General features: G+C 34.9%; 14 protein-coding genes and 3 pseudogenes. 14 read left to right on the top strand and 3 right to left on the bottom strand.

The genetic code is table 11. The features are described from left to right. Together UABHE_RS08550 and UABHE_RS08545 are read left to right on the top strand one after the other, a co-directional pair. The gene (locus UABHE_RS08550; RefSeq protein ID WP_372369828.1) at positions 1 to 957 is read left to right on the top strand and encodes an alpha-ketoglutarate-dependent dioxygenase AlkB; all 957 of its coding nucleotides are present in this window, start codon (positions 1 to 3) and stop codon (positions 955 to 957) included. A 190-nt stretch (positions 958 to 1,147) separates the two neighbouring features. Beyond that, positions 1,148 to 1,448: pseudogene (locus UABHE_RS08545) on the top strand (transposase); the annotation flags it as partial. Between the two features lie 152 nt (positions 1,449 to 1,600). Here the strand turns inward: UABHE_RS08545 and katG are convergent. Further along, positions 1,601 to 3,775, bottom strand: coding sequence for a catalase/peroxidase HPI (gene katG, locus UABHE_RS08540; protein ID WP_372369827.1), 2,175 nt, complete (start codon positions 3,773 to 3,775; stop codon positions 1,601 to 1,603). A 383-nt stretch (positions 3,776 to 4,158) separates the two neighbouring features. Here katG and UABHE_RS08535 point away from each other — a divergent pair, with 383 nt between their 5' ends. The 5 genes and pseudogenes from UABHE_RS08535 to UABHE_RS08515 all read left to right on the top strand — a co-directional run bounded on the left by UABHE_RS08535 (position 4,159) and on the right by UABHE_RS08515 (position 9,292). Next, positions 4,159 to 4,434, top strand: a complete 276-nt coding sequence (locus UABHE_RS08535; RefSeq protein ID WP_372369826.1) for a recombinase family protein — start codon at positions 4,159 to 4,161, stop codon at positions 4,432 to 4,434. An 18-nt stretch (positions 4,435 to 4,452) separates the two neighbouring features. Beyond that, positions 4,453 to 4,770, top strand: a pseudogene (locus UABHE_RS08530) (recombinase family protein); the annotation flags it as partial. Between the two features lie 77 nt (positions 4,771 to 4,847). Further along, the gene (locus UABHE_RS08525; RefSeq protein WP_372371592.1) at positions 4,848 to 5,963 is read left to right on the top strand and encodes an RNA-guided endonuclease InsQ/TnpB family protein; all 1,116 of its coding nucleotides are present in this window, start codon (positions 4,848 to 4,850) and stop codon (positions 5,961 to 5,963) included. A 294-nt stretch (positions 5,964 to 6,257) separates the two neighbouring features. Then, on the top strand, positions 6,258 to 6,854 hold the full coding sequence (locus UABHE_RS08520; RefSeq protein WP_372369825.1) for an RNA polymerase sigma factor: 597 nt from the start codon (positions 6,258 to 6,260) through the stop codon (positions 6,852 to 6,854). 152 nt (positions 6,855 to 7,006) lie between these two features. Beyond that, positions 7,007 to 9,292, top strand: a complete 2,286-nt coding sequence (locus UABHE_RS08515; protein ID WP_372369824.1) for a DUF3160 domain-containing protein — start codon at positions 7,007 to 7,009, stop codon at positions 9,290 to 9,292. 304 nt (positions 9,293 to 9,596) lie between these two features. Here UABHE_RS08515 and UABHE_RS08510 read toward each other — a convergent pair whose 3' ends face one another. After that, complete coding sequence (locus UABHE_RS08510) at positions 9,597 to 9,998, bottom strand: MAPEG family protein (RefSeq protein WP_372369823.1); 402 nt, start codon at positions 9,996 to 9,998, stop codon at positions 9,597 to 9,599. A 263-nt stretch (positions 9,999 to 10,261) separates the two neighbouring features. Here UABHE_RS08510 and UABHE_RS08505 point away from each other — a divergent pair, with 263 nt between their 5' ends. Continuing rightward, complete coding sequence (locus UABHE_RS08505) at positions 10,262 to 10,894, top strand: IS607 family transposase (RefSeq protein WP_372369822.1); 633 nt, start codon at positions 10,262 to 10,264, stop codon at positions 10,892 to 10,894. Further along, positions 10,824 to 12,455, top strand: a complete 1,632-nt coding sequence (locus tag UABHE_RS08500) for a zinc ribbon domain-containing protein (protein ID WP_372369821.1) — start codon at positions 10,824 to 10,826, stop codon at positions 12,453 to 12,455. Before UABHE_RS08505 ends, UABHE_RS08500 begins: the two co-directional genes overlap by 71 nt. Positions 12,456 to 12,672: 217 nt before the next feature. Here the strand turns inward: UABHE_RS08500 and UABHE_RS08495 are convergent. Next, positions 12,673 to 13,474, bottom strand: a pseudogene (locus UABHE_RS08495) (formylglycine-generating enzyme family protein). Between the two features lie 403 nt (positions 13,475 to 13,877). Between UABHE_RS08495 and UABHE_RS08490 the strand changes: the two are divergent. The 5 genes from UABHE_RS08490 to UABHE_RS08470 all read left to right on the top strand — a co-directional run bounded on the left by UABHE_RS08490 (position 13,878) and on the right by UABHE_RS08470 (position 20,380). Further along, a complete protein-coding gene (locus UABHE_RS08490) occupies positions 13,878 to 14,942 on the top strand; it encodes a tetratricopeptide repeat protein (RefSeq protein WP_372369820.1) in 1,065 nt (354 codons plus the stop codon). Positions 14,943 to 15,077: 135 nt separating this feature from the next. Then, on the top strand, positions 15,078 to 15,890 hold the full coding sequence (locus tag UABHE_RS08485; protein WP_372369819.1) for a thioredoxin family protein: 813 nt from the start codon (positions 15,078 to 15,080) through the stop codon (positions 15,888 to 15,890). Positions 15,891 to 15,911: 21 nt separating this feature from the next. Then, on the top strand, positions 15,912 to 16,157 hold the full coding sequence (locus UABHE_RS08480; RefSeq protein ID WP_372369818.1) for a hypothetical protein: 246 nt from the start codon (positions 15,912 to 15,914) through the stop codon (positions 16,155 to 16,157). A 363-nt stretch (positions 16,158 to 16,520) separates the two neighbouring features. Continuing rightward, complete coding sequence (locus UABHE_RS08475) at positions 16,521 to 17,207, top strand: hypothetical protein (protein ID WP_372369817.1); 687 nt, start codon at positions 16,521 to 16,523, stop codon at positions 17,205 to 17,207. Beyond that, on the top strand, positions 17,207 to 20,380 hold the full coding sequence (locus UABHE_RS08470) for a protein kinase (RefSeq protein WP_372369816.1): 3,174 nt from the start codon (positions 17,207 to 17,209) through the stop codon (positions 20,378 to 20,380). The genes UABHE_RS08475 and UABHE_RS08470 overlap by 1 nt, the downstream gene beginning before the upstream one ends. Positions 20,381 to 20,416: the final 36 nt, after the last annotated feature.

Below are 20,416 nucleotides of genomic sequence, written 5' to 3'. Positions count from 1 at the left end.
GTGGATAAAGGTGTAACAAGAATTTCACAACAACAAGCGATGCAGAAAATACCTGGGCTTCTTTATATAGCAAATTATTTAGACAGTGCACAACAACAAATACTTGTGAAAATAATAGATCAACAATCATGGATTACAGATTTAAAGAGACGTACACAGCATTATGGCTATCGTTACTTTTTTAAAACGGGAATGATTTATCCATTTTCCTATCTAGGAAAATTTCCGGAGTGGCTGCAAAACGTTGCTAGTGAACTTTACCGAAAAAAAATAGTCACAGAAGTAGCGCAACAAGCCTTGATAAATGAATATTTGCCTGGACAGGGAATTGGTACCCATGTAGATACCGTACCATGTTTTGGAGAAGAAGTGGTTTCTATTAGTCTTATATCTGAATGCTTTATGATTTTTAAACACAAAGAAACAAAAGAGAAATTCGCTATTGTATTAGAACCTGGAAGTCTGGTTTGTATGAAAAAAGAAGCTCGCTATGAGTGGGCTCACGGCATAAAAAAAAGTGAGGTGGAGTTGGTTTCTGGGAAACAAATAATTCGCCAACGTCGCCTTGCAATTACAATGCGTACGGTACAATGGAAAACATTTTCCATGGTACAGATGTTTGGTAAAAATACGGAGAAAGAAATATTGGAAAGCTTGTTTACTAAAGAACAATCAATATGGTTAGTTGTTAGCAATTTACCACAAAAATATGATCTTCTTGCTTGCCAAGGTGAGTGGCACTGCGTTGATGGAGAATATCTATTTATAACTCAGAATATAAGTCTTGTCCAAGCAATACATATAAAGAATATAATAAATTACGGCAACGCTTATTTTGTTGATCCGCAAGAAGGATTTCATTTTTGTTGTAAATCCAATTCTCTATTTGAAATTAAGGCTTATAAGTCAGAGTCTTTTAGTCGTTTATTGGCGAAATTGTCGCATTTTGACCGGTAAGAAAACCCGATCGGTTTATCTATTCTTCTAAGTAGTACAAATTGTAAGAATAGTAAAAGATGCGACTTGTCCTAGTTGAAATAAAAATACGATCCTGACCCGAAAGTTCAACTAACTAGAAGTGTCATCAATTAGATATCGTAATCGTAGTCGTTTGTAGATAGAGTAGGTATTCCCTGGCGCGACTTACCTGGTGGGAGCAGATATTCTATTACCTTCTATCAAAGCTAAAGCGCTACTTGCTGACAAAGCTTACTATGCAGAAGAACGCGTTATTCAAAAATTAGAACAAAGAGATATTATTGTTGTGATTCCTCCGAGTTAAAAAGCCAAAAGAATGCGATAGCCACCTTTATAAATCTCGCTATCTGATAGAAAATCTATTCTGCAAACTCAAGCAATATCGAGCTATTGCTACGCGGTACGACAAAACTGCTCAGAATTTTTTAGCGGCTGTATACTTAGTTTCTTGCATTATTTGGCTTCATTAGCTTGAATGATGACAGGCCCTATTTTTTACATTTTTTCCCGCAACTTTCTCATCACATTTAAAACTACCTATAAATAAAGACAACAAGCTTTGATTTTAGAAACAACTTACTACTGTAAATTTACAGTAGTAAGCAGTTCTGTTCTTGAAATATTAACTAAGATCAAAACGATCTAAGTTCATTACTTTGATCCACGCAGCAACAAAATCTTGTACAAATGCATCTTTGCCATCGTTACAAGCGTAAACTTCTGCAATTGCACGCAGCTGTGAGTTCGAACCAAAAATTAAATCAACAGCAGTGGCTGTCCATTTTACATTACCGACCTTACGATCAGAACCTTCGTATATGTTCTTATCTGTAGATGATACTTTCCACTCTGTGCCCATATCTAGTAGATTTACAAAAAAATCATTACTCAATGTACCTGGTTTCTCGGTAAAAACGCCATGCTTAGACTGACTAGTATTGGCATTAAGTACACGTAAACCACCGACAAGAACTGTCATTTCTGGTGCGTTTAGGGTTAGTAAATGCGATCTATCAATAAGCTGTTCTGCTGGAGTTCTTTTTGATTCTTTTCCAAGGTGGTTGCGAAAGCCATCAGATTGTGGTTCTAGAACATCAAAAGATTCTACGTCGGTTTGTTCTGATGATGCGTCTGTACGACCTGGAGTAAAATTTACTTTAACATCGTGTCCTGCATCTTTTGCTGCTTTCTCGACAGCAGCACTACCACCTAGAACAATTAGATCAGCAATAGAAACCTTTTTGCCTTCTTGCGCATCGTTGAATTCTGATTGAATTTTTTCGAGTGTTTCGAGAGCTTTTGCAAGCTCGGTTGGATTATTCGCAGACCAATCTTTCTGTGGTGCAAGGCGAATACGTGCTCCATTTGCCCCACCGCGTTTATCGGTGCCGCGAAATGTAGATGCCGAGGCCCAAGCAGTTGAAACAAGTTGCGAAACAGATAACCCGGACGCAAGAATTTTACTTTTTAAATTGTCAATGTCCTGATTATTAATTTGTTCGTGGTTAGCAGCGGGAACAGGATCTTGCCATAGTTGGGCTTCTGCAGGAACAAGTGAACCAAGACATCTTGCGTATGGTCCCATGTCACGATGAGTTAGCTTATACCACGCTTTTGCAAACGCTTCTGCAAATATTTCTGGGTTTTCGTGAAAGCGTTTGGATATAGGCGCGTAAATCGGATCCATTCTTAGAGCTAAATCAGAAGTGAGCATTATTGGTGCGTGTTTTTTAGAGGAATCGTGAGCATCTGGTACTGTTCCTTCAGCAGATGCATCTGTTGGTCTCCATTGCCAAGCACCTGCAGGGCTTTGGAATTTTTCCCATTCGTAGCCGAATAAATTGTCAAAAAAGTTGTTGTCCCATTTGGCTGGTTGAGTGGTCCAAGCGCCTTCAAGTCCACTAGTAATAGTGTCGGAACCTTTTCCTGTATTATGACTATTTTTCCAACCTAGTCCTTGTTCTTCGATACTTGCACCTTCTGGTTCTGCTCCAAGATGATCGTCTGTTGTCGCTCCATGACATTTTCCAAAAGTATGACCACCAGCAACTAATGCAACGGTTTCTTCGTCATTCATTGCCATACGTGCAAAAGTTTCGCGAATATCAAGAGCAGATGCAAGAGGGTCAGAGTTGCCATTTGGGCCTTCAGGATTTACATAGATTAACCCCATTTGAACAGCGCCAAGCGGTTTTTCTAGTACGCGATCACCAGTATAGCGCTCATCTCCAAGCCACTCAGTTTCTGAACCCCAATTAATATCTTCTTCTGGTTCCCAAACATCTTCGCGTCCCCCGGCAAAACCAAATGTCTTAAAGCCCATTGATTCAAGAGCACAGTTGCCGGTAAGAATCATAAGATCTGCCCAAGAAATTTTCTTGCCATATTTTTGTTTGATTGGCCACAATAGTCGCCTTGCTTTATCTAAATTCGCATTGTCTGGCCAGCTATTAAGTGGAGCAAAACGAAGTGTACCAGAACCTGCTCCTCCGCGTCCATCTTCAATACGATAAGTACCAGCACTATGCCATGCCATTCGAATGAAAAATGGTCCATAGTGACCATAATCCGCAGGCCACCACTCTTGAGAGTCGGTCATCAAAGCAAAAAGATCTTTTTTTACAGCTTCGAGATCAAGCGTTTTAAATGCTTCAGCATAATCAAATGACTTATCCATTGGACTACATTCAGATGTATTTTGGTGCAAAACTTTAAGGTCAAGGCGATTTGGCCACCAATCTTTATTTGATGTAGCTTTACGAGCGCCCATTACAGGGCATTTGTTTTCATCAGACATATATTTCCTATCTTGGTATAAATTCTATATCGCTATTCTAGGCGTATTTCAAAAATTTGAGCACGCTCGGTTAGTTATATTTTCATTTATGTATTTTGCAAAAATAATGCCATAAAACATAAAAAAATATATCTACCTGTTTGTAAATGACTTACGAAATACTAATAAATACACAGTATTTTATAGATACGATATATCGTACCATAAAAAGGCTATTTATCAAAGAAATACGATATATCGTCTAAAGTGTTACCAAAACTGTTTATTATTCTTGGCAGGTAATTTGAACCATAATTTTAAAGGTTGTTTACTAGTAATTATTATTTTAACATTTGCTAACAAATATTAAAAAGGTTAAAATAGGAGTGAAAAAGGGGTAAAAAATGCAGTGGGTACCAAGTCGAGTAGCTTGCGAAATATTAGGAGTGCACGCAAATACTTTAAGAAACTGGGACAAAAAAGGACTTATCAAAACAATACGCACAAAATCAAACCAACGAAGATACAATTTGGAAAGTATATTAGGTAATAAAAAGCCAAAGAAAAAAGTATGTTATTGTCGCGTATCGAGCAGTAAGGAAAAAGACGACTTGGAAAGACAAAAGAAGTTTATGAAGGAAAAGTATCCAAATCATGAAATCATCACCGACATTGGGTGAGGGCTCAACTTCAAACGAAAAGGGCTGCTCAAAGTACTGGAACAAGGACTTAGAGGAGAAATCGAAGAAGTACTTTGTACCCACAGAGACAGACTTAGTAGATTTGGATATCGACTTATCCAGTGGATTATGGAAATCGGTGGTGGGCGAGTCATGGTTGTCGAAGAAGATAAAAGTAGTGCACAACAAAAGCTCACAGAAGATCTTATATCGATCATACACGTATTCTCGTGTAAACTTCACGGAATGCGAAGGTATAGCAGTAAAAAGAAGCAGGAAAATAAGATTCTAAGTGACCTGCCAAAAGTATTTACCCATTGGCATTTTGTTCTTTAATTTTCTAGCTTTGTTGCTCCTCTGTTACGCAGCTACGGCTGCGCGCTTTCGTCGCGCCGCGCTATAAAAATAAAGCCCTGCATTCAACGGGTAACTACTTTTGTCAAGTCACTTATCCAAACAAAAAACAGCGGCAACTTTTACGTAACTGGTTTGGTTGCGCTCGGTTTGTTTACAACAAAACGATTCACTATCTAAAACAGCCAAATACAACTGCAAGCTGGATGAAAATCAAGAAACAAATACTTGATGATCTATCTGAGTGGTCAAAAGAAACTCCTTTTCAAATCAAATCAATTGCTATTAAAGATGCGTGCAAAGCTGTACAAAATGCCAAAAAGAAGTTCGCAAAAACTGGTAAAGTGCAGGAAGTGAAATTCAAAAGTCGCAAAAAACGCGATGAGTGCATCTACATTCCAAAAAGTGCTGTAAAGCAAGATTCCTTTTATAAACGCAAAATGGGAAAATTGTTACTTCGCGAAGTTGTTGGTAAAGCTTATTTTGATTGCCGTGTTGTTTTCCAACAAGGACGTTTTTTTCTTGTTAAGCCTGAAGGCAAACCTGTCATGAAACCTGAAAACCAAAGGAGTGACATCGTTGCTTTAGATCCAGGAGTTCGATCTTTTCAAACTTTTTACACCAAACACAGTTGTGGCAAAGTCGGCTGTGGTGATTTTGGTCGTATTGTGCGACTATGTCATCATCTCGATCAACTTACCAGTCGCATATCGAAAGCAAAATCACGACGTAAAAAGCGTATGAAAAAAGCCGCTGATCGCATGCGATGGAAAATCAAAGATCTCATCAGCGAAATCCATCACAAAACTGCCAATTTCTTGTGCAAACATTTTGAAATTATTATTATACCACCTTTTGAAACCAGCCAAATGGTGCTACGTTCAAAGCGAAAAATACGCTCAAAAACAGTCAGAGCAATGCTCAACTGGTCGCACTTCAAGTTCAAAAATACTTTGAAGTCTAAAGCTGAGCTCTTGTCTTCTATTGTTATCGAACAAAACGAAGCATATACCTCCAAAACTTGTAGCTCTTGTGGCTATGTTAAAGAAAATATTGGTGGACACAAGTTTTTTAATTGCTCTTCTTGTAAGAAGCGTATTGATCGCGATTTTAATGGAGCGCGTGGAATCTTTCTACGTGCATTGGGAGATAACCTCTGGCTGCATTCTTTGTAGCTTGCATTTGTTAGCATTTGTTAACAAAAATTTATCGGTTTACTTATATCCTAAACTGTGAAATTGAGATTTTTTAAAAAAAATTTATTTTTTTTTGAATATAGTATACAATAGTTTGTCTCTATAGAGTGTTCATGTAACAACAATGTTTCGAAACATTAGCTCTTATATTAAATTTGTAAGGTACAGCAGTACTTTTGTAATTTTTTTATTATTTTTTAATCCAGAAAGGAAAAGCATGCAGACAGTAGATGATTTTTATTAAAAACGTATCTGATCGCGAAAGGAACGCCATTGACTTCAGAAAAAAATATCAATAGTGATCAGCAAAACCACGAAGAATTTCTGATAAAAAAAGCAATGGCTGGAGATAAATCTGCTTTTGGAATGTTAGCAGGAAAATACAAGAACAAATTGTATAGTTTACTTTATTACATGGTTCACAACCAAGAAGATGCAATGGATTTATTGCAAGATACATTGCTCAAGGCGTACAAATCTATTCATAAATTGCGTTGTCCAAATGCTTTTTACAGTTGGCTCAATCGCATTGGTGTTAATCTAACACTAAATTTTTTAAAAAAGAACGAACGAAATAAAAAATATCGTGAAAGATTAGTCCTTGAGTACAAAGAACAAACAGAAAGTCCTTTGCAAAGTTTAGAGAAAAAAGAATTACAGTTAAAGCTAACAAAATTGATATCTCAGTTACCAGCAAAACAAAAAGCAGCACTGGTTCTTTGTGATATTGAAGGATATTCTTACAAGGAAATTTCAGAAATCCTCGATTGCAATGTTGGAACGGTAATGTCTCGAATATACTACGCAAGAGATTATATTCGTAAGCACATTTCAAATTATAATTGCGATGCTATTAAATTGTCTAAATAATCGTAGATAATAGTTCTTAGAAAGATATAATCGCGTGGCCAGCACCAAGAATTAGAAGTGTAAGAAGTAACAATTTAATTTATAATATTGTTATAAATCAAATGGTTATTGTTATACGTTTTTAATTCCTTAATGGTGAAGAGGTTAATGGCATGAAATGCGAAAATCTTGAGATCTTACTCAGTGGTTACGTCGATAATGAGCTTTCTCAAGAGCAAAAAATCTACGTGGAAAAAGCCATTAATAGTAGTGACACATTACGACAAAAAGTCGAAGAATTACACATTGTCAAACAGCAATGCAATAGTTTGATTGCACCATTACCAACAAATTGCTCTTGGGATAAGTTCAACAAAGACTTGTGGGAAAAAATGGACGACGAAACAGTTCCAACGGGTGTTAGTTTTTTGCAAAAAGCCTGTTTTACTGTGGCGATAGTTCTTTTTATAGTAGTTAGCTTATTTTTACCTAATTTTTATGCATCAGATTCTTTTTCTTTAAGTTATACACCATTGGTTGCTTTTCCAGAAAAAAGCAATGTCGAACACAAATTAATTAAAGTAAATGCTAAAATTCCAAAGTATGAAGTTCCTATAAATATACGTTACCTCAAGGAAGCAAATCTTAGCCAACGTGAAATACAATTTTTATATCAAAAAGGTTTTGTTGTAACTAAGAATAAATTTGGCTCCTTTAATGAGATATACGAAAAAAATCAGCGTAATTCTATACCTTCGTATGTAACAGTAGATACTGCAATCTCTGGTTTTTCTCACATACTAGGGCGCTTGAGAATTGATGTGGAAGAAAAAGCACTTTATGGCAGGCTTGCGAGCTTCACTGAAATTATTAGCTATAAATTAATGGACTTACACAAAAAAATTGCGCCACAATATGAGAAAGCAAGCTTGAGAGCGCTAGCTTTTATCCGTGTAGCTTCTGTACTTTTAGATTTACACCAACAATGGCCTAAAGAGATCTCTTTGAAAATAGAAGATCAAGTTAAAAAAGAACTGAAGTTGATTTATACAGGTGAAAATGATTATCCTGTCGAAATTGTCAACAGTCCCATTTTTGGTTATGCGATGGATTATAGTCGCTTTAAATTGCTACGTAAATCTAAAAATAAGCGATTAGAAAGGTACCTTCTTGCTCATGAATGGTATGCAAGATGTTTATTTCGCATAGCTGATAACCATTCAAAGATAATAGAACAGCACCTTTCTGAAACGCGTAGTGCAATGTTATTACTAATGGCAACAGTATCGACAGATGGTATGTCGATGTGGGAAGAGATTCATTATATATTAACGGCTCTTTATGGCCAAGCAGATGATCCACATCTTATTGATTATTTAAAGACTGCCCGCAAAATATATGGATCAACAATTACCCTAGATGTTCTTTCACAAAAAGATAAGTTACTTGAGTTTTGCAAAGCTATTTCTCGTACGCGTTTACCAAAAATTCGCTCCGAGTTAGGTTTACAAAGTGGACTTAGAATATTTTCGCGCCGTAGTATAGGTTGCGATTTTATACTACAGCAATTAACTTATCCTTATGTAGGTGAACTCCATTTGCCACGTGTAGATCCTAGTTTACTGGATATTGCAGTAATTATGGGTTGGCATAAAGCGAAATACATAGCAGAAGAAAAAGGCTATTACAGATACAAAGGCTATGAAACTACGGTTCGTAAGTATCAAAATCGTTTGGAAAAAGAATTACAACCTTCTAGCTATCCATGGGGCAAAGGAGGACTTATTAGTCTAGCGTGGATGTTAAATTCGCTAAAAATACCGGAGGGTAAGGGGGCTCCAATGTTTAGCCATTCTGAGCAGTGGCAGGCACGAAAACTAACATCTGTTGCTTGTGGCCTTCTAGATCTTTCTTTTGGGCAACCAATTTTCACTGGTGAAAGCACACTTAATTTAAAAGGGACTATTGAGCCATATCCTGAATTTTTTAATCGTATGGCAACAAAAATAGAACATTTTGAAGAAGTTCTACAACATATTGGTTATCCCTTAAAAAGCGGTGTTGCAAAAGAATTAGTTCACTATAAAAAAATGCTAAAAAAACTTGCGGTTATTTCATCTAAAATGTTAGAAAATAAGGAATTAACCAAAAAAGATTACTCAGAATTGTGCAATTTTGTTTTAGGTTGGGAAGGCAAATACGGTAGTGCAACAATTCAAGATATATCGACAATGTACTATCGCAATAGTTCCAACTTTGACAATCATTTATATGCAGGTGTTGGTGCTGTTTACGAAATGTGGGTGGCTATACCAATAAACGGTAAAGTACAATTTGCAAGAGGTGGAATTTTTGGTTACCACGAATTTCAAAGCATGAGACAAGTTTCACAAGAAAAATGGCAAGAACTTTTTTCAAGACCAGGTCTAGCATCATGGATGGATGAGTATGCTTATTAAAGTTGAGCGCTCTAAAATCTTATCTATTTTTATGTTTACAATTTATATGTAGAATTACATGCTTATTCTAAAGCACACCTTGGCCGGTGTGCTTTTTTTATTTGAATATTCATAATTAATATCAGGAATATTGATTTGTATTAAGGCTAAGATCTTGATATTATTTGATATGTGGCCCCTCATGCTATCTCAGGTCGATGTTCATTACACTTGTCTATTTCATTGTTTCACAACCTATGTTTTAAGTTTTGTTCAGCTCTATTAAGTTTCGTTGCAAACAAATACTGGCTGTCCCTTTTTCTTTTTAGATTACCACATGATAGCAAATCTTTATCCATAAAGTTATTAGTACATAGACACTGAGTTGAAAGACTCTAATTCGGTGTCCTATTTTATTATAAGTAATATGAATATAAGCATGAGCAATCCGGCAAAAAACATATAACCAGCCTATTATAGCAAAGGTTACATCGTCTATTTTGAGTGTCAAGATAAGAACAGCACCGAGATAAAACAATACTGGCATTTCATAGAGATTGGTATAGTGACGTGTCACCTTAGCGACATCTTCGGGAACATTAAAGCTGTCAAGAACTCGAAAAAATTTTATATCCAAATCGCCGCGCTTAATCGCATCTGCCCTAGTTAAATACATTTTAATAGTAACTATAAAAGTTAAAAATACCATTGCGATGATGGGGCACACTGCAGTAACGATTTAACTTGTAAAAATCTAAAGTAAGCAGCCATGCAAAAGTTTTCGGATATCATCCGAAAAAGTAATAGAATAGGTGGAAACGGTATTCTTTATCATAAGTTTTATTTTTATACCCGAAAATTTATACTGGAGTACTTAGTAATGCTGAAAACCTAACTTACGGAAAACATACTTTTTTTATTTGAACTTTGTTTTATTATACGTTATAATAGTGTAAAACAAATAAAATTACTGTGTCAGGAAGAAATAAAATGACATGGATAAGTATTGGGAAAGTAGCAGAGTTTTTTGGTGTAACAACACAGTCAATTCGCGATTGGACAAAACAGGGGAGATTAGAAGCAATACGGACATTAGGTGGACATAGAAGATACAACCTGGAAGGCATAGAAAAAAAGCTTGGTATTGAAAACGAAAATAAAAAAACGATACTATATTCAAGAGTAAGTGCGCATGATCAAAAAGAAGACTTAGTCAGGCAAAAACAAGAGCTAAAGAATTATAGTGAAAAACACAAAACATCAAATGTAGTAGAAATATCAGAAATAGGATCTGGATTAAATTACGAAAAACGAGGTCTAAAAAAGTTACTAAGTTTAATACTAAATGATAATGTAAAGCAAGTGGTGGTATCTTATAAAGATAGGTTAATGCGCTTTGCAACACAAATATTAGAACAAGTTTGTACAGCGAAAAATGTAGAACTAGTAGTGCTAAATGAAAGACCAGAGAAAAAATTTGAAGAGGTAGTTGTAGAAGATGTTTTAATGGTGCTAACAGTTTATTGTGCAAAAATCTATGGACGGCGTTCACATGAACGAAGAAAAAAAAGACAAAATAAAAAACGGACAAGTACTGGCGTTCCCGATTCCAATAAAGAATAAGGAAGTAGCCGAAAAATTACGCGAAACATTGGCTTATGTACAAGAAAAAGCGAATGAGTACTTGGAGTTTGCGCACAAAAACAAGTTGTATAGTGTATTTGATGGAAATAACAGCAAGTATTCATACAAGGTGTTAGAGCCGATATTTGTAAAGTTATACAAAAAAAGTAAAATGTCAAGTCGGATCAATCGTGGAGTACTGGAGATTGTTGGGCGAACGATGCGCCAAGTACGAGATCGCATGCGAGTATTTGATTTACTGATGAAGGAAACAAATGATCCGAAAAAGTGGACAAACAAACTACTCATTAAAAATGAAATATTCGAAAAAGCAGATTATGTCAAAAACATCAGAGAGCAAGTAATCAATTATAAACGTAAACATCGAGATGTTCCTGAAGATTTTTACGCTTTACAGAAACCACCGAAAGTAAAGAAGAAAATACTGACTTACGCGCCTGATGATGGACAAGCGATAAAACTAACGAAAGATAAAGACAAAATAAAACTCAGTTTCAAAGTGATAGATCGCTGTGGTAAACAAATAAAATGGCGTTGGTTAGAAACAAATATAAAACTTCCCTCTTTTCTCGAAGAGAAACAAATAACATCTCCTGATCTTCGCTTTGATTGTGTTCATGGTGATTATTTGCCAATTCTTGACTTTAAAATCACTGTCGAAAAACCTAAAAAACAAAAAAGCGAAAATTTTATTACCATTGATTGGGGAGTACGTAAACTTCTTACTCTTTGTGTTTTTAATAACAAAGGCGAACAACTTTCGCAGCCATATTTTGCTAATTTTTGTGGGATACAAAGTAAATTACAACGAATTTACAAAGATATTGATCACTGGAAAAGCAAGCGCGATAAGCTTCTCCACAAAGATTCGTTATTCAAACAATGTAATAGAGAAATTGCCAAAAGATGGAATAAAATTTCATTGATTAACAAAGAAATCTCACACACAGCCGCGAACATCATTGTCTTTTTTGCCAAACACTACAATTGCTCAAAAATCTATTATGAAAACCTAAAATCACTTAAATCTCGTGGTTACTCTCGTAATAAAAATCATCAAATAAACACCACTGTCCGCCAAAAAATTATTGCTCTGACTGATTATAAAGTCAGTCTGTGTGGTTATTCTTTACAAAAGCCTATTCATCCAGCAGGTACCAGCTCCATTTGCCCAAAATGTTCGCACAAAGGGCAACACTTTTCATCTTCTGATAACCACAAAAAACAACACAAATCTCTTCCTTGGTTTTATTGTCCAAATTGCACATTCTCCGCTGATCGCGATTATGTCGCGTGCTTGAATATTGCTCGGAAAGCCATTTTTAAAAAGAATCTCAAAAAATGTACAAAAACAGTCGTCTATAAGAAGACTCGTTTGCCTGATTCACTGTTCCGTCAGGACGCCTTTGCTACAACCCATTGCAAAGGTCACATTTATTATTTGAAGGGCTGGATACATTCTGTTTCCCTCTCTTCCAAAGTCGTACAAAAGAGTTTTAATTCTTTTAAAGGTACTATCTTTGGAATCCTTCGCGTATGAATGTTATCCACTACTTTGGATTTTTTAGTTTAAAGAGGAACGGTAAATAATCATTTGTTTATTCTCCTGTTTTGATGCTCAAACACATATAGCAACATTGTGAAATTTTTGTAGTGTTAAGTCCTGTTGACTTTTATTTTTCTAGCAAATGACACTAACTTTATCATTTTTTAGTAGACAAATAGACTTAACAAGGTAACCACAGAGGACTACTTGTTTAGTTCAAGGTTCCAACACAGCGAAAGCCTAAACAACGTCCTCTGGCATATGGATTACGCCCACGCCGATAGGAAGAACGAACCAAAGAGGAAAGACCAACCCAACTTCCTCCTCTCTCTCTTCTGATTCCTGTATGAGAGTTATTTTGTGCATTGAGACTTGTTGATAATGGGCTTTTATAAAACTCTTCATCATACCAATCGCGGCACCAATTCCATATGATAAACTCCAAATGGCGAAACTCCCAATCGAACAGCTACATCCACGCATTTTAAATCAGCTGCTGTATCGTAGGTATTTTCGAGGCTATGTTGTGAGGCACAAGTTAGCTCTGGTGTAGGAGAATTATTTCCCCACGGATATTCTTGAGAATACTTACCACGTGCTGCATATTCCCATTGTACTTCAGATGGCAAACAACTATACATGTTGATATTGGTAGGCTTTGTTCCTTTGCTATCCATCATCTCCAATTTACCATGAATTTCGCCATTTCCTTTATAGTAACGCCAATCGTATCCATTAACCCAAAGAGAATAAGCATTAGCTCCATACCAAGATACCACTACAACTGGTTGACTCTCTGTAGAAGGAATTGGTTTCCACAAATCTTTGTAGTATAACGCAAAAGCATTGTGGCGCGCTCCCTTTTTAACTTCTCCGCACCAGTCTTCGATAACTAGTTTAGGAACATTACCAATAGAATTTAAAAATCTTGCAAACGACCAATTCGTAATAGGTTCAATATCTATTAAAAATGAATCAACTCTTACGTTGTGAATTGGTTTTTCGTCACCCATTGCTAAGTCATGCTCGCTACCAATAGAAACATTTTCATGCGGAATCAATACACAAGGCATATTATCTTTTTTTCTGCGGTAAAGTGGATAACCAGTGCTATTATTACCTTCATGTTGGTAAATAAGGTGTGTGTCTTCGAAATTAGAACAGATAGGCAATTCTGTTTGTTGACTTATTGCCTTGGCTACTTTTAGCATTGACCAACATTCAGGCTTGATCGGTGCTCGTGTCTCTTGTAATTTTTTTGTTAAGTCGCGTACTGATAAGCCGCTCATATGATAAAGGCAAAATTCAAATTAACAACTAATGCTTTGATTTTAAATTTAGCAAACATAATGCTTTCTTTTTTCGTCCAAAACAGAAACATTATATTTCTTTTGTGAATTTTTATTGAGGTGCATTGTGTTAAAAAAAATTATGGATTTTATTTTAGGGAAGAAAGAAAATAAACCTGAAAATAGTCATTGTGATGAAATGTGTTTGTTATACGGGGAATCCCCTCTTTCTCTAAAAGACGAAAAAGCTATTAGTAAGTATTTTGAGTTCGAAATAAAAAAAACAGCTTCGAGATATGTTTCTGGTCGCGGAGCAAACCTGAACATTTCTTTTAAAGATGCGTTTGGTGAGCCTTTATCACTTTGTTCTGTTTTTCATGATGCTTTTGAACAGTGGAAAGAAGTCAAAAGTCTACCTGATAGGAGATCTATTATTTTCGAAATTTTTGATAATCTAATGGGAGATAAGCTTGATGATTGGCGATTAGCTGAACGTTATATAGAAGACCGTAGAGGTTTAGATGCAATAGAAATTTTAACTTTAAGCTCTATACCAAAAGAAGAGCGCGAAGAGTATTGTGCATCTTATGCAAAAGCTTTTATGATTATGGGAGATTATAAGAATGCTGTTGAATGGGCAAAAAAAGGTTTGAGTTATAATAGCAAACATCTTCGTAGTAACATAATACTCGCAGATATTTATCATGTAACAAATGATCACACGCGCGCTCATAAAATATATAATAAAATTCTTAAAGGTCAGAGTTTGGAATTGAATTGCTTATTAGAAAATATTTTTAGCTTTGATTCTGGTATCTTGAGATCTCCTATTCTTGCTAGTTCTTTATTAAGAAATGCTCCAGAAGAAATTTGGGAAAAAATAGAAACTGAATTTTACTACAGTCCTCATTTTCGTTGCTCTTACGCATATTATTTATTAAATAAGAATAGTTTTGAATATGTGCTTAAAGCGTTTGCAAAAATACTTACACTAGCAAAAGAAATGCCATGGTTTCAAGAGGCTGTAATTAATGCACATGCCATATTGGAGCAAGTAGATATTTTAGGAAGTCAGTTCGAGGAAGAAAAAAAATGGTTACAGCAATTAATTATAGATCAAAAATATGAAATAAAAAACAATCATACTATTAAAACTTCTTTTGGGAAAAATATAGAAAACATTGATATTTAAGTCTTTATACAAAGCCCTGTATTGTTTCTGTGCTTTATAAAATGCTATAATTATTTGATTATGACTACGATTAATAAAGTTGTGCGAAAGTCATGTACTGTAAGTTATTCTTATTTAATATAAGAAAGGGCAAAAATGAAGTACGTTTTTTTGATTATATTTTGTTTGGGGAGTGTATTTGCTGAAAATATATTTCGGCCTCTTACATTAGAACAAGCACATAAATTTGCGCAAAAAAGTGATAAAAACATAGTCGTTTATTTTGAACAAGAGAACTGGAAGCCATGTCGTTTAATGAGACATTTGACATTTCAAGATAAGAATGTTCAGAAATGGTTACGACAATCGATTCCGATAAAAATTTCAAGAGAGCAAAATTCTGAGATTATTGGTGAGTTTGATATTAATATATTTCCAACAATTCTAATTCTGAATAAAAATAAACATATTTTACATCGAATCGAAGCTTTTCTTTCTGCGCAAGAGTTGTTAAAAATTGTAAATTATAAGGTGCCAAGTGTAGAGATTTCGGTTGAAGGGCATCATATGAATCTTTTTGGCCGTAAACACAGCGTCAAAGGTACTATGAAAAATGGTAGTGTGGAACTAAATGATATAAGTATTGAGTTTGAAATGCCAGAAGGAATTAAAATTGTCGAAAGCTCGTGGACAAAAAAATCACAATCAGGCATATTAAAAAGAGATGGAAAAATACACATTTCACATTTAAATGCGAATGAAAAAATTGAATTTAAGATTAGGTTTGTAGCAAAATTTCAAGGAAAGCATTGCATCCATGTGCACTTTACAAATAAACGAATAAGTAAAACTACACAATATTGTGTTACTTCACAAGGTATGCCAGCACTGCTTTTAGAAGCTATTGACGAAGTAGATCCTCTGACTGTTGGTGAATATACAACCTATATTGTCCAGATCTCAAACTGAGGAACCGCACAAGATAAAAATGTGATAGTTGAGTTTGATTTTCCTGAGGAGATGATACCTACGAGAATTGTAGAAAGCGCTTCTCCTGGAAAAATAAACGGGAATAAAGTTGTATTTGCACCCGTGGATATTTCTTCAAGAGAAAAAAGATCTTATAAAATTCGCGCACGTGCTATTTCAAGAGGAAATAGTCGTCTCAGAGTGAGAATGAAATCTGACTTGTTGAAAACAAATGTGATGGAAGAAGAATCTACTCATGTGTATTAAAAGCCTATTAAAAAATTAGTTGAGGTGAAAAATTCGAGTATTTTAACTTCTAAATAAGGTATTTTTTTAGCGCAAAGTAGTAATTTTGTAATAAAAAATGGTGAAATTAGAAGTTAAAGAACAATTTTGTACTTAAAAGAATTTTATAACAGGTTTTAAGTTACACAGTTATCACTACAAGTGCCCCGGTGGGGCACTTACACTAAACTCCGTTAGTTCTGAAATATAGATAATTATCTCAACATGCGAATATTTGTTTTTTCTGCGACTATCTGAAACTCTTAAAATGACTTTATAAAAAGCGACTCTTTGTATATAATGACTTTTTGACTTGAAATATTTATCTTCAATCAGGAAATCGATATGCATGACAATCGGAAACTAGATAGTCTTTCTACTCATTCGCAAGAAATTAAATGGTTAGGTATGCCTGAACATGAAAAGTACCAAGACCAGTGGAAAAATTTCTACGATCGCTACCACACACCTATTATCAACTACATTTTAAAAAAAGCAAACTGGACAGTGAATCGCACGGCTGATGCCGAAACTATAGCCTCTGTAGTATACGAAAAAGGTTTTAGGTGGAGTTTTAAAAAGCAAAGATCTATTCGCTTTCGTTTCATTCTCAAAAGATTAGTTAAAGATGCACTTAGCGATTATATGCGAAAGCAAAAATCTGTTGCCTCGTTTGTCGATCTTTATGAAGGTTGCGCTGTTACGGAGGATACAACGGATACGCTATCTGTTGAAATTCTACAAGTAGCTTCAAAGCGAATAATTGAGACATATAAAGGGCGACAACAAGATATATTGTTATGGGTTTGGGACAATGGACGTTGGCCAAAAGCAGAAGAAATGGTTGATATTTTTGCTATTTGCGGCAAAGATGCCGAAAAAAATAAGCAAGCAGCAAGACAGTGGCACAAACGCAATAGAGGATTGTGGCAAGACTTTCAAGATAAATTACGTCATGAAATATCTAAGCTCGCCATTGGCAACGATGAAATAATCGCTGAGGTTCAACATTTTGAAAATTTGGAAACGTGATGCCGAAACCTGTTAATAATCCTTTTAAAATTAGTATTAACCAAAAGGAAGACCCTGTTAACTTAAAAGCAGGAGACATATTTAACAATAAATTAGAAATAATTTCTAAAATCGGCCAAGGTGGTATGGGTATTGTTTATCTTGCTCGCGATAGAGAAACAGAGCGCCACGTCGCATTAAAGTTGATCCAAGGCCAAGAAATCCAGTTTTCTCAAAAGCAAAGATTTCTCAAAGAAATAAAGGCTTTAGCACAACTTCAACATCCCAATATTGTGCAGTTATTTCATTTTGATTATGAACCGCAGGAACATTATACATTTGAGTATGTAAAGGGAGATACTCTTGATGGACTAATTAATAACGATGATTGGTTCAAACTAGCTCAAATCTTTCAAATAATTTTTCAAACGATTCATGTTGTGCACCAGCAAGGAATTATTCATCGCGACTTAAAACCAAGTAATATCATGATCGATAACACCAATCAACCCAAAATTATGGACTTTGGTTTAGCAAAATTAGCAAACAATAATCACACCACAAATACTGCTAGCGTACTAGGTTCTCTAGCTTACATGTCGCCAGAACAAGTTCAAGGTCGAGAGTTAGATTTAACGACTGATATATATTCACTTGGGGCAACATTTTATCAAATATTATCGGGAAGGCCTCCATTTCAAGGTAACAATGTTGTACCACAAATCTTATATTCTGACCCCATTGAGCCTCGAAAATTAAAACCTAATATTCCAGTTGAGCTGGAAGCAATATGCTTAAAATGCTTGGAGAAAAATAGTAAATACCGTTATAAAAATGCGCAACAAACAGCCCAAGATTTACATAATTTTATTTTGTATTTACCCATCAGTGCCAAAACGCCTTCTACAATAACCCGCATGCGCAAGTTTTTTATGCGCAACAAAGCTATTTGCTCTTTAACAATTATTTCCGTTGTTATCTTTGTTTTCACATTATTTTGGTATACGTATTCATTGCATCAAGAGCAGCTAAAGACGTTATCAGCTAAAAGCAAAGAAGAAAAAGCAAAACTAATGGCGCAACAACAAGCGCAAACTGAACAATTACGTTCAACAAAAATTGCTTTGTTTTTAGCTGATAGAGCTGCGAACGAACAAAATTGGCAAGAATGTGGTGCTCTGGTATGTAAAGGACTAGAGTTTATTAGTACTTTACATACCAGTGAAGCAAATATTTTGAGAAAAGAAGCTTATGAGCTTTTGTACCTAGCTTTGAGAAACTTTCGTTGTTTGTGGAGAAAGAAAAATTTTTTTGATTCAAAAGTTGTTCACAAGCGTTATATTCGCAATTTTTGTTTTAGTCCGAATAATAAAATTTTGGCAAGCGTTGGACAAGATGGACAAATATTTTTGTGGCAAACTACTACTGGAAAAAAAATATTTTCGTTTCGATCATATTCGCAGATGCTCGCACTCACTGAAAATAGACCTCCATTTTTTTTCGATAGTGATGATACTTTTTGTTATGTGTCTCCAAAGGGGGAGTTTGTATCGGTATTCATCCCACAGAGAAAAATCACTAAAACAAAAATGAAAGTAGAATTGCCCATACAGAGCTTAGTTGTTGATAACAATAAAGTTGCTATTTTGGAGTTTTCTAGTAAAAATTTAGTTGTTTACAATCATAAAAATCAATCTTACCAAAAACTTGCTTCGCAATTAAAAAATATCAAATTTGACTTGTATAAAAATTTACTAGTGGTGGCATCTTTTACTAAAAAAGATGTGGAAATTTGGGATTTAAATGAGAATAAAATTATATCGCGTTTCTATACGGAACATTTTACTGAGCAGGTTGTTATTAATGATACGTATGCTATTATCGCTGATACAAAAAGCTCGATAAAGATATGGAGCACTACTCAAAAAAAACTTTTGTATACTATAAATAAAGATCTTTCAAAAATACATTCCCTTGCTTTCGCCAATGGTGATTTAATCATTGTTGCTGATAAAATTTATGCGTGGAATATAAAAAAAAATAAATTACACTTTGTTATTGATAGGCGTAAATATCGATCTCCTGTTTTAGGAGGTGACTACCTCGCTTGTGCAAATGAAACCTATCAGGGAATACAGTTGTGGGATGTTGCTAATGACAAGGTTGTTATGTGGCGAAAATTTTCTCATTTAAGTAATTTTCTTGTTACACCAAATGAAAACTTATTTGTTTTTCACAAAGAAGATAAAAAGATTTATAGCATGCAGCAAACTATCTACACGGTAGGTAACCAAACCGAAACGATCTTTATACCGGAAAATATGGTTTCAATGAGTAAAGATTTTATTAACTACATCGCTACGGATTACTGCGATGGAGGAGTTTTTATTTTTTCCCATAACTTCGCAAGCCGACAAACAACCAGAATTCTTTCTTTTGAGTCTCTTCATAAAATGAAAAATTTTCCGCGTTTATCTGCCAGAGAATCTTTACTTGCTTATATAAAAGATGATTTACTTTGCTTTCTCGATATTAATACTCAAAAAGTACTGCCTTCTATTAAAACTAAAGGAGTAAAAGAGATCTCCTTAAGTCCTAAAGGAAATTTTATCGCTGCTGTTCATAACAATAAAATACAGATATGGAATATTTTATCTCGAAAGAAAGTACTCGAAATAAAGGAAAAGCGAAGCGTTTCTCTTCATCAATTTAGTATGAGCGGTAGCATTTACACTTATAAAACTTCTGATGACACGTTATTTGTATGGAATGTATTATTAAAAAAATATCTTGGACAAATAGTGACTTCGTCTCGGATTATTAGTAATACGATTCATCCCAACAATAAGCTTATCGCACTGTGTTTACAAAACAGAATAGAGATTTGGGATATAAAAGAGAGGTGCGTGGTCTATGAAATTTTGCATATTGAGGATTTTGATTTAAAAAAAATATCTTTCAATGACAAGGGAACAAAACTATTTTTTCATTCTCAAAAGCCTGAAACAATATTGGGTTATTATCAATTTTCCGCAAAAAGCTTTGCAAAAAATTCGGAGTTCAATCCATACAACATTTTCAGTCGAGATAAAAAATGGTTGGAGAAAAATGCTTCTACGGTATCGCAAATGGTTTTTAATCGTTTTGTAGACGAAAAACTAGAAGTGAAAGATTGTGACTATATTGATAAGTGATGGAGGTTTATGAACGAAAGGCAACTTTGGAAATGT

It is taken from the genome of Candidatus Uabimicrobium helgolandensis, assembly GCF_041508025.1.
Lineage (GTDB): Bacteria > Planctomycetota > Uabimicrobiia > Uabimicrobiales > Uabimicrobiaceae > Uabimicrobium > Uabimicrobium helgolandensis.
Note: the sequence above shows the minus strand (reverse complement) of the source record. Positions and strands in the feature narration are given on the sequence as shown.

Bases quoted from the DNA above. Each gene is read 5' to 3' on its own strand.
- UABHE_RS08505 (WP_372369822.1), top strand. From the start codon at position 10,262: ATGACATGGATAAGTATTGGGAAAGTAGCAGAGTTTTTTGGTGTAACA.
- UABHE_RS08485 (WP_372369819.1), top strand. From the start codon at position 15,078: ATGAAGTACGTTTTTTTGATTATATTTTGTTTGGGGAGTGTATTTGCT.
- UABHE_RS08470 (WP_372369816.1), top strand. From the start codon at position 17,207: ATGCCGAAACCTGTTAATAATCCTTTTAAAATTAGTATTAACCAAAAG.
- UABHE_RS08475 (WP_372369817.1), top strand. From the start codon at position 16,521: ATGCATGACAATCGGAAACTAGATAGTCTTTCTACTCATTCGCAAGAA.
- UABHE_RS08500 (WP_372369821.1), top strand. From the start codon at position 10,824: ATGAACGAAGAAAAAAAAGACAAAATAAAAAACGGACAAGTACTGGCG.
- katG (WP_372369827.1), bottom strand. From the start codon at position 3,775: ATGTCTGATGAAAACAAATGCCCTGTAATGGGCGCTCGTAAAGCTACA.
- UABHE_RS08515 (WP_372369824.1), top strand. From the start codon at position 7,007: ATGAAATGCGAAAATCTTGAGATCTTACTCAGTGGTTACGTCGATAAT.
- UABHE_RS08535 (WP_372369826.1), top strand. From the start codon at position 4,159: ATGCAGTGGGTACCAAGTCGAGTAGCTTGCGAAATATTAGGAGTGCAC.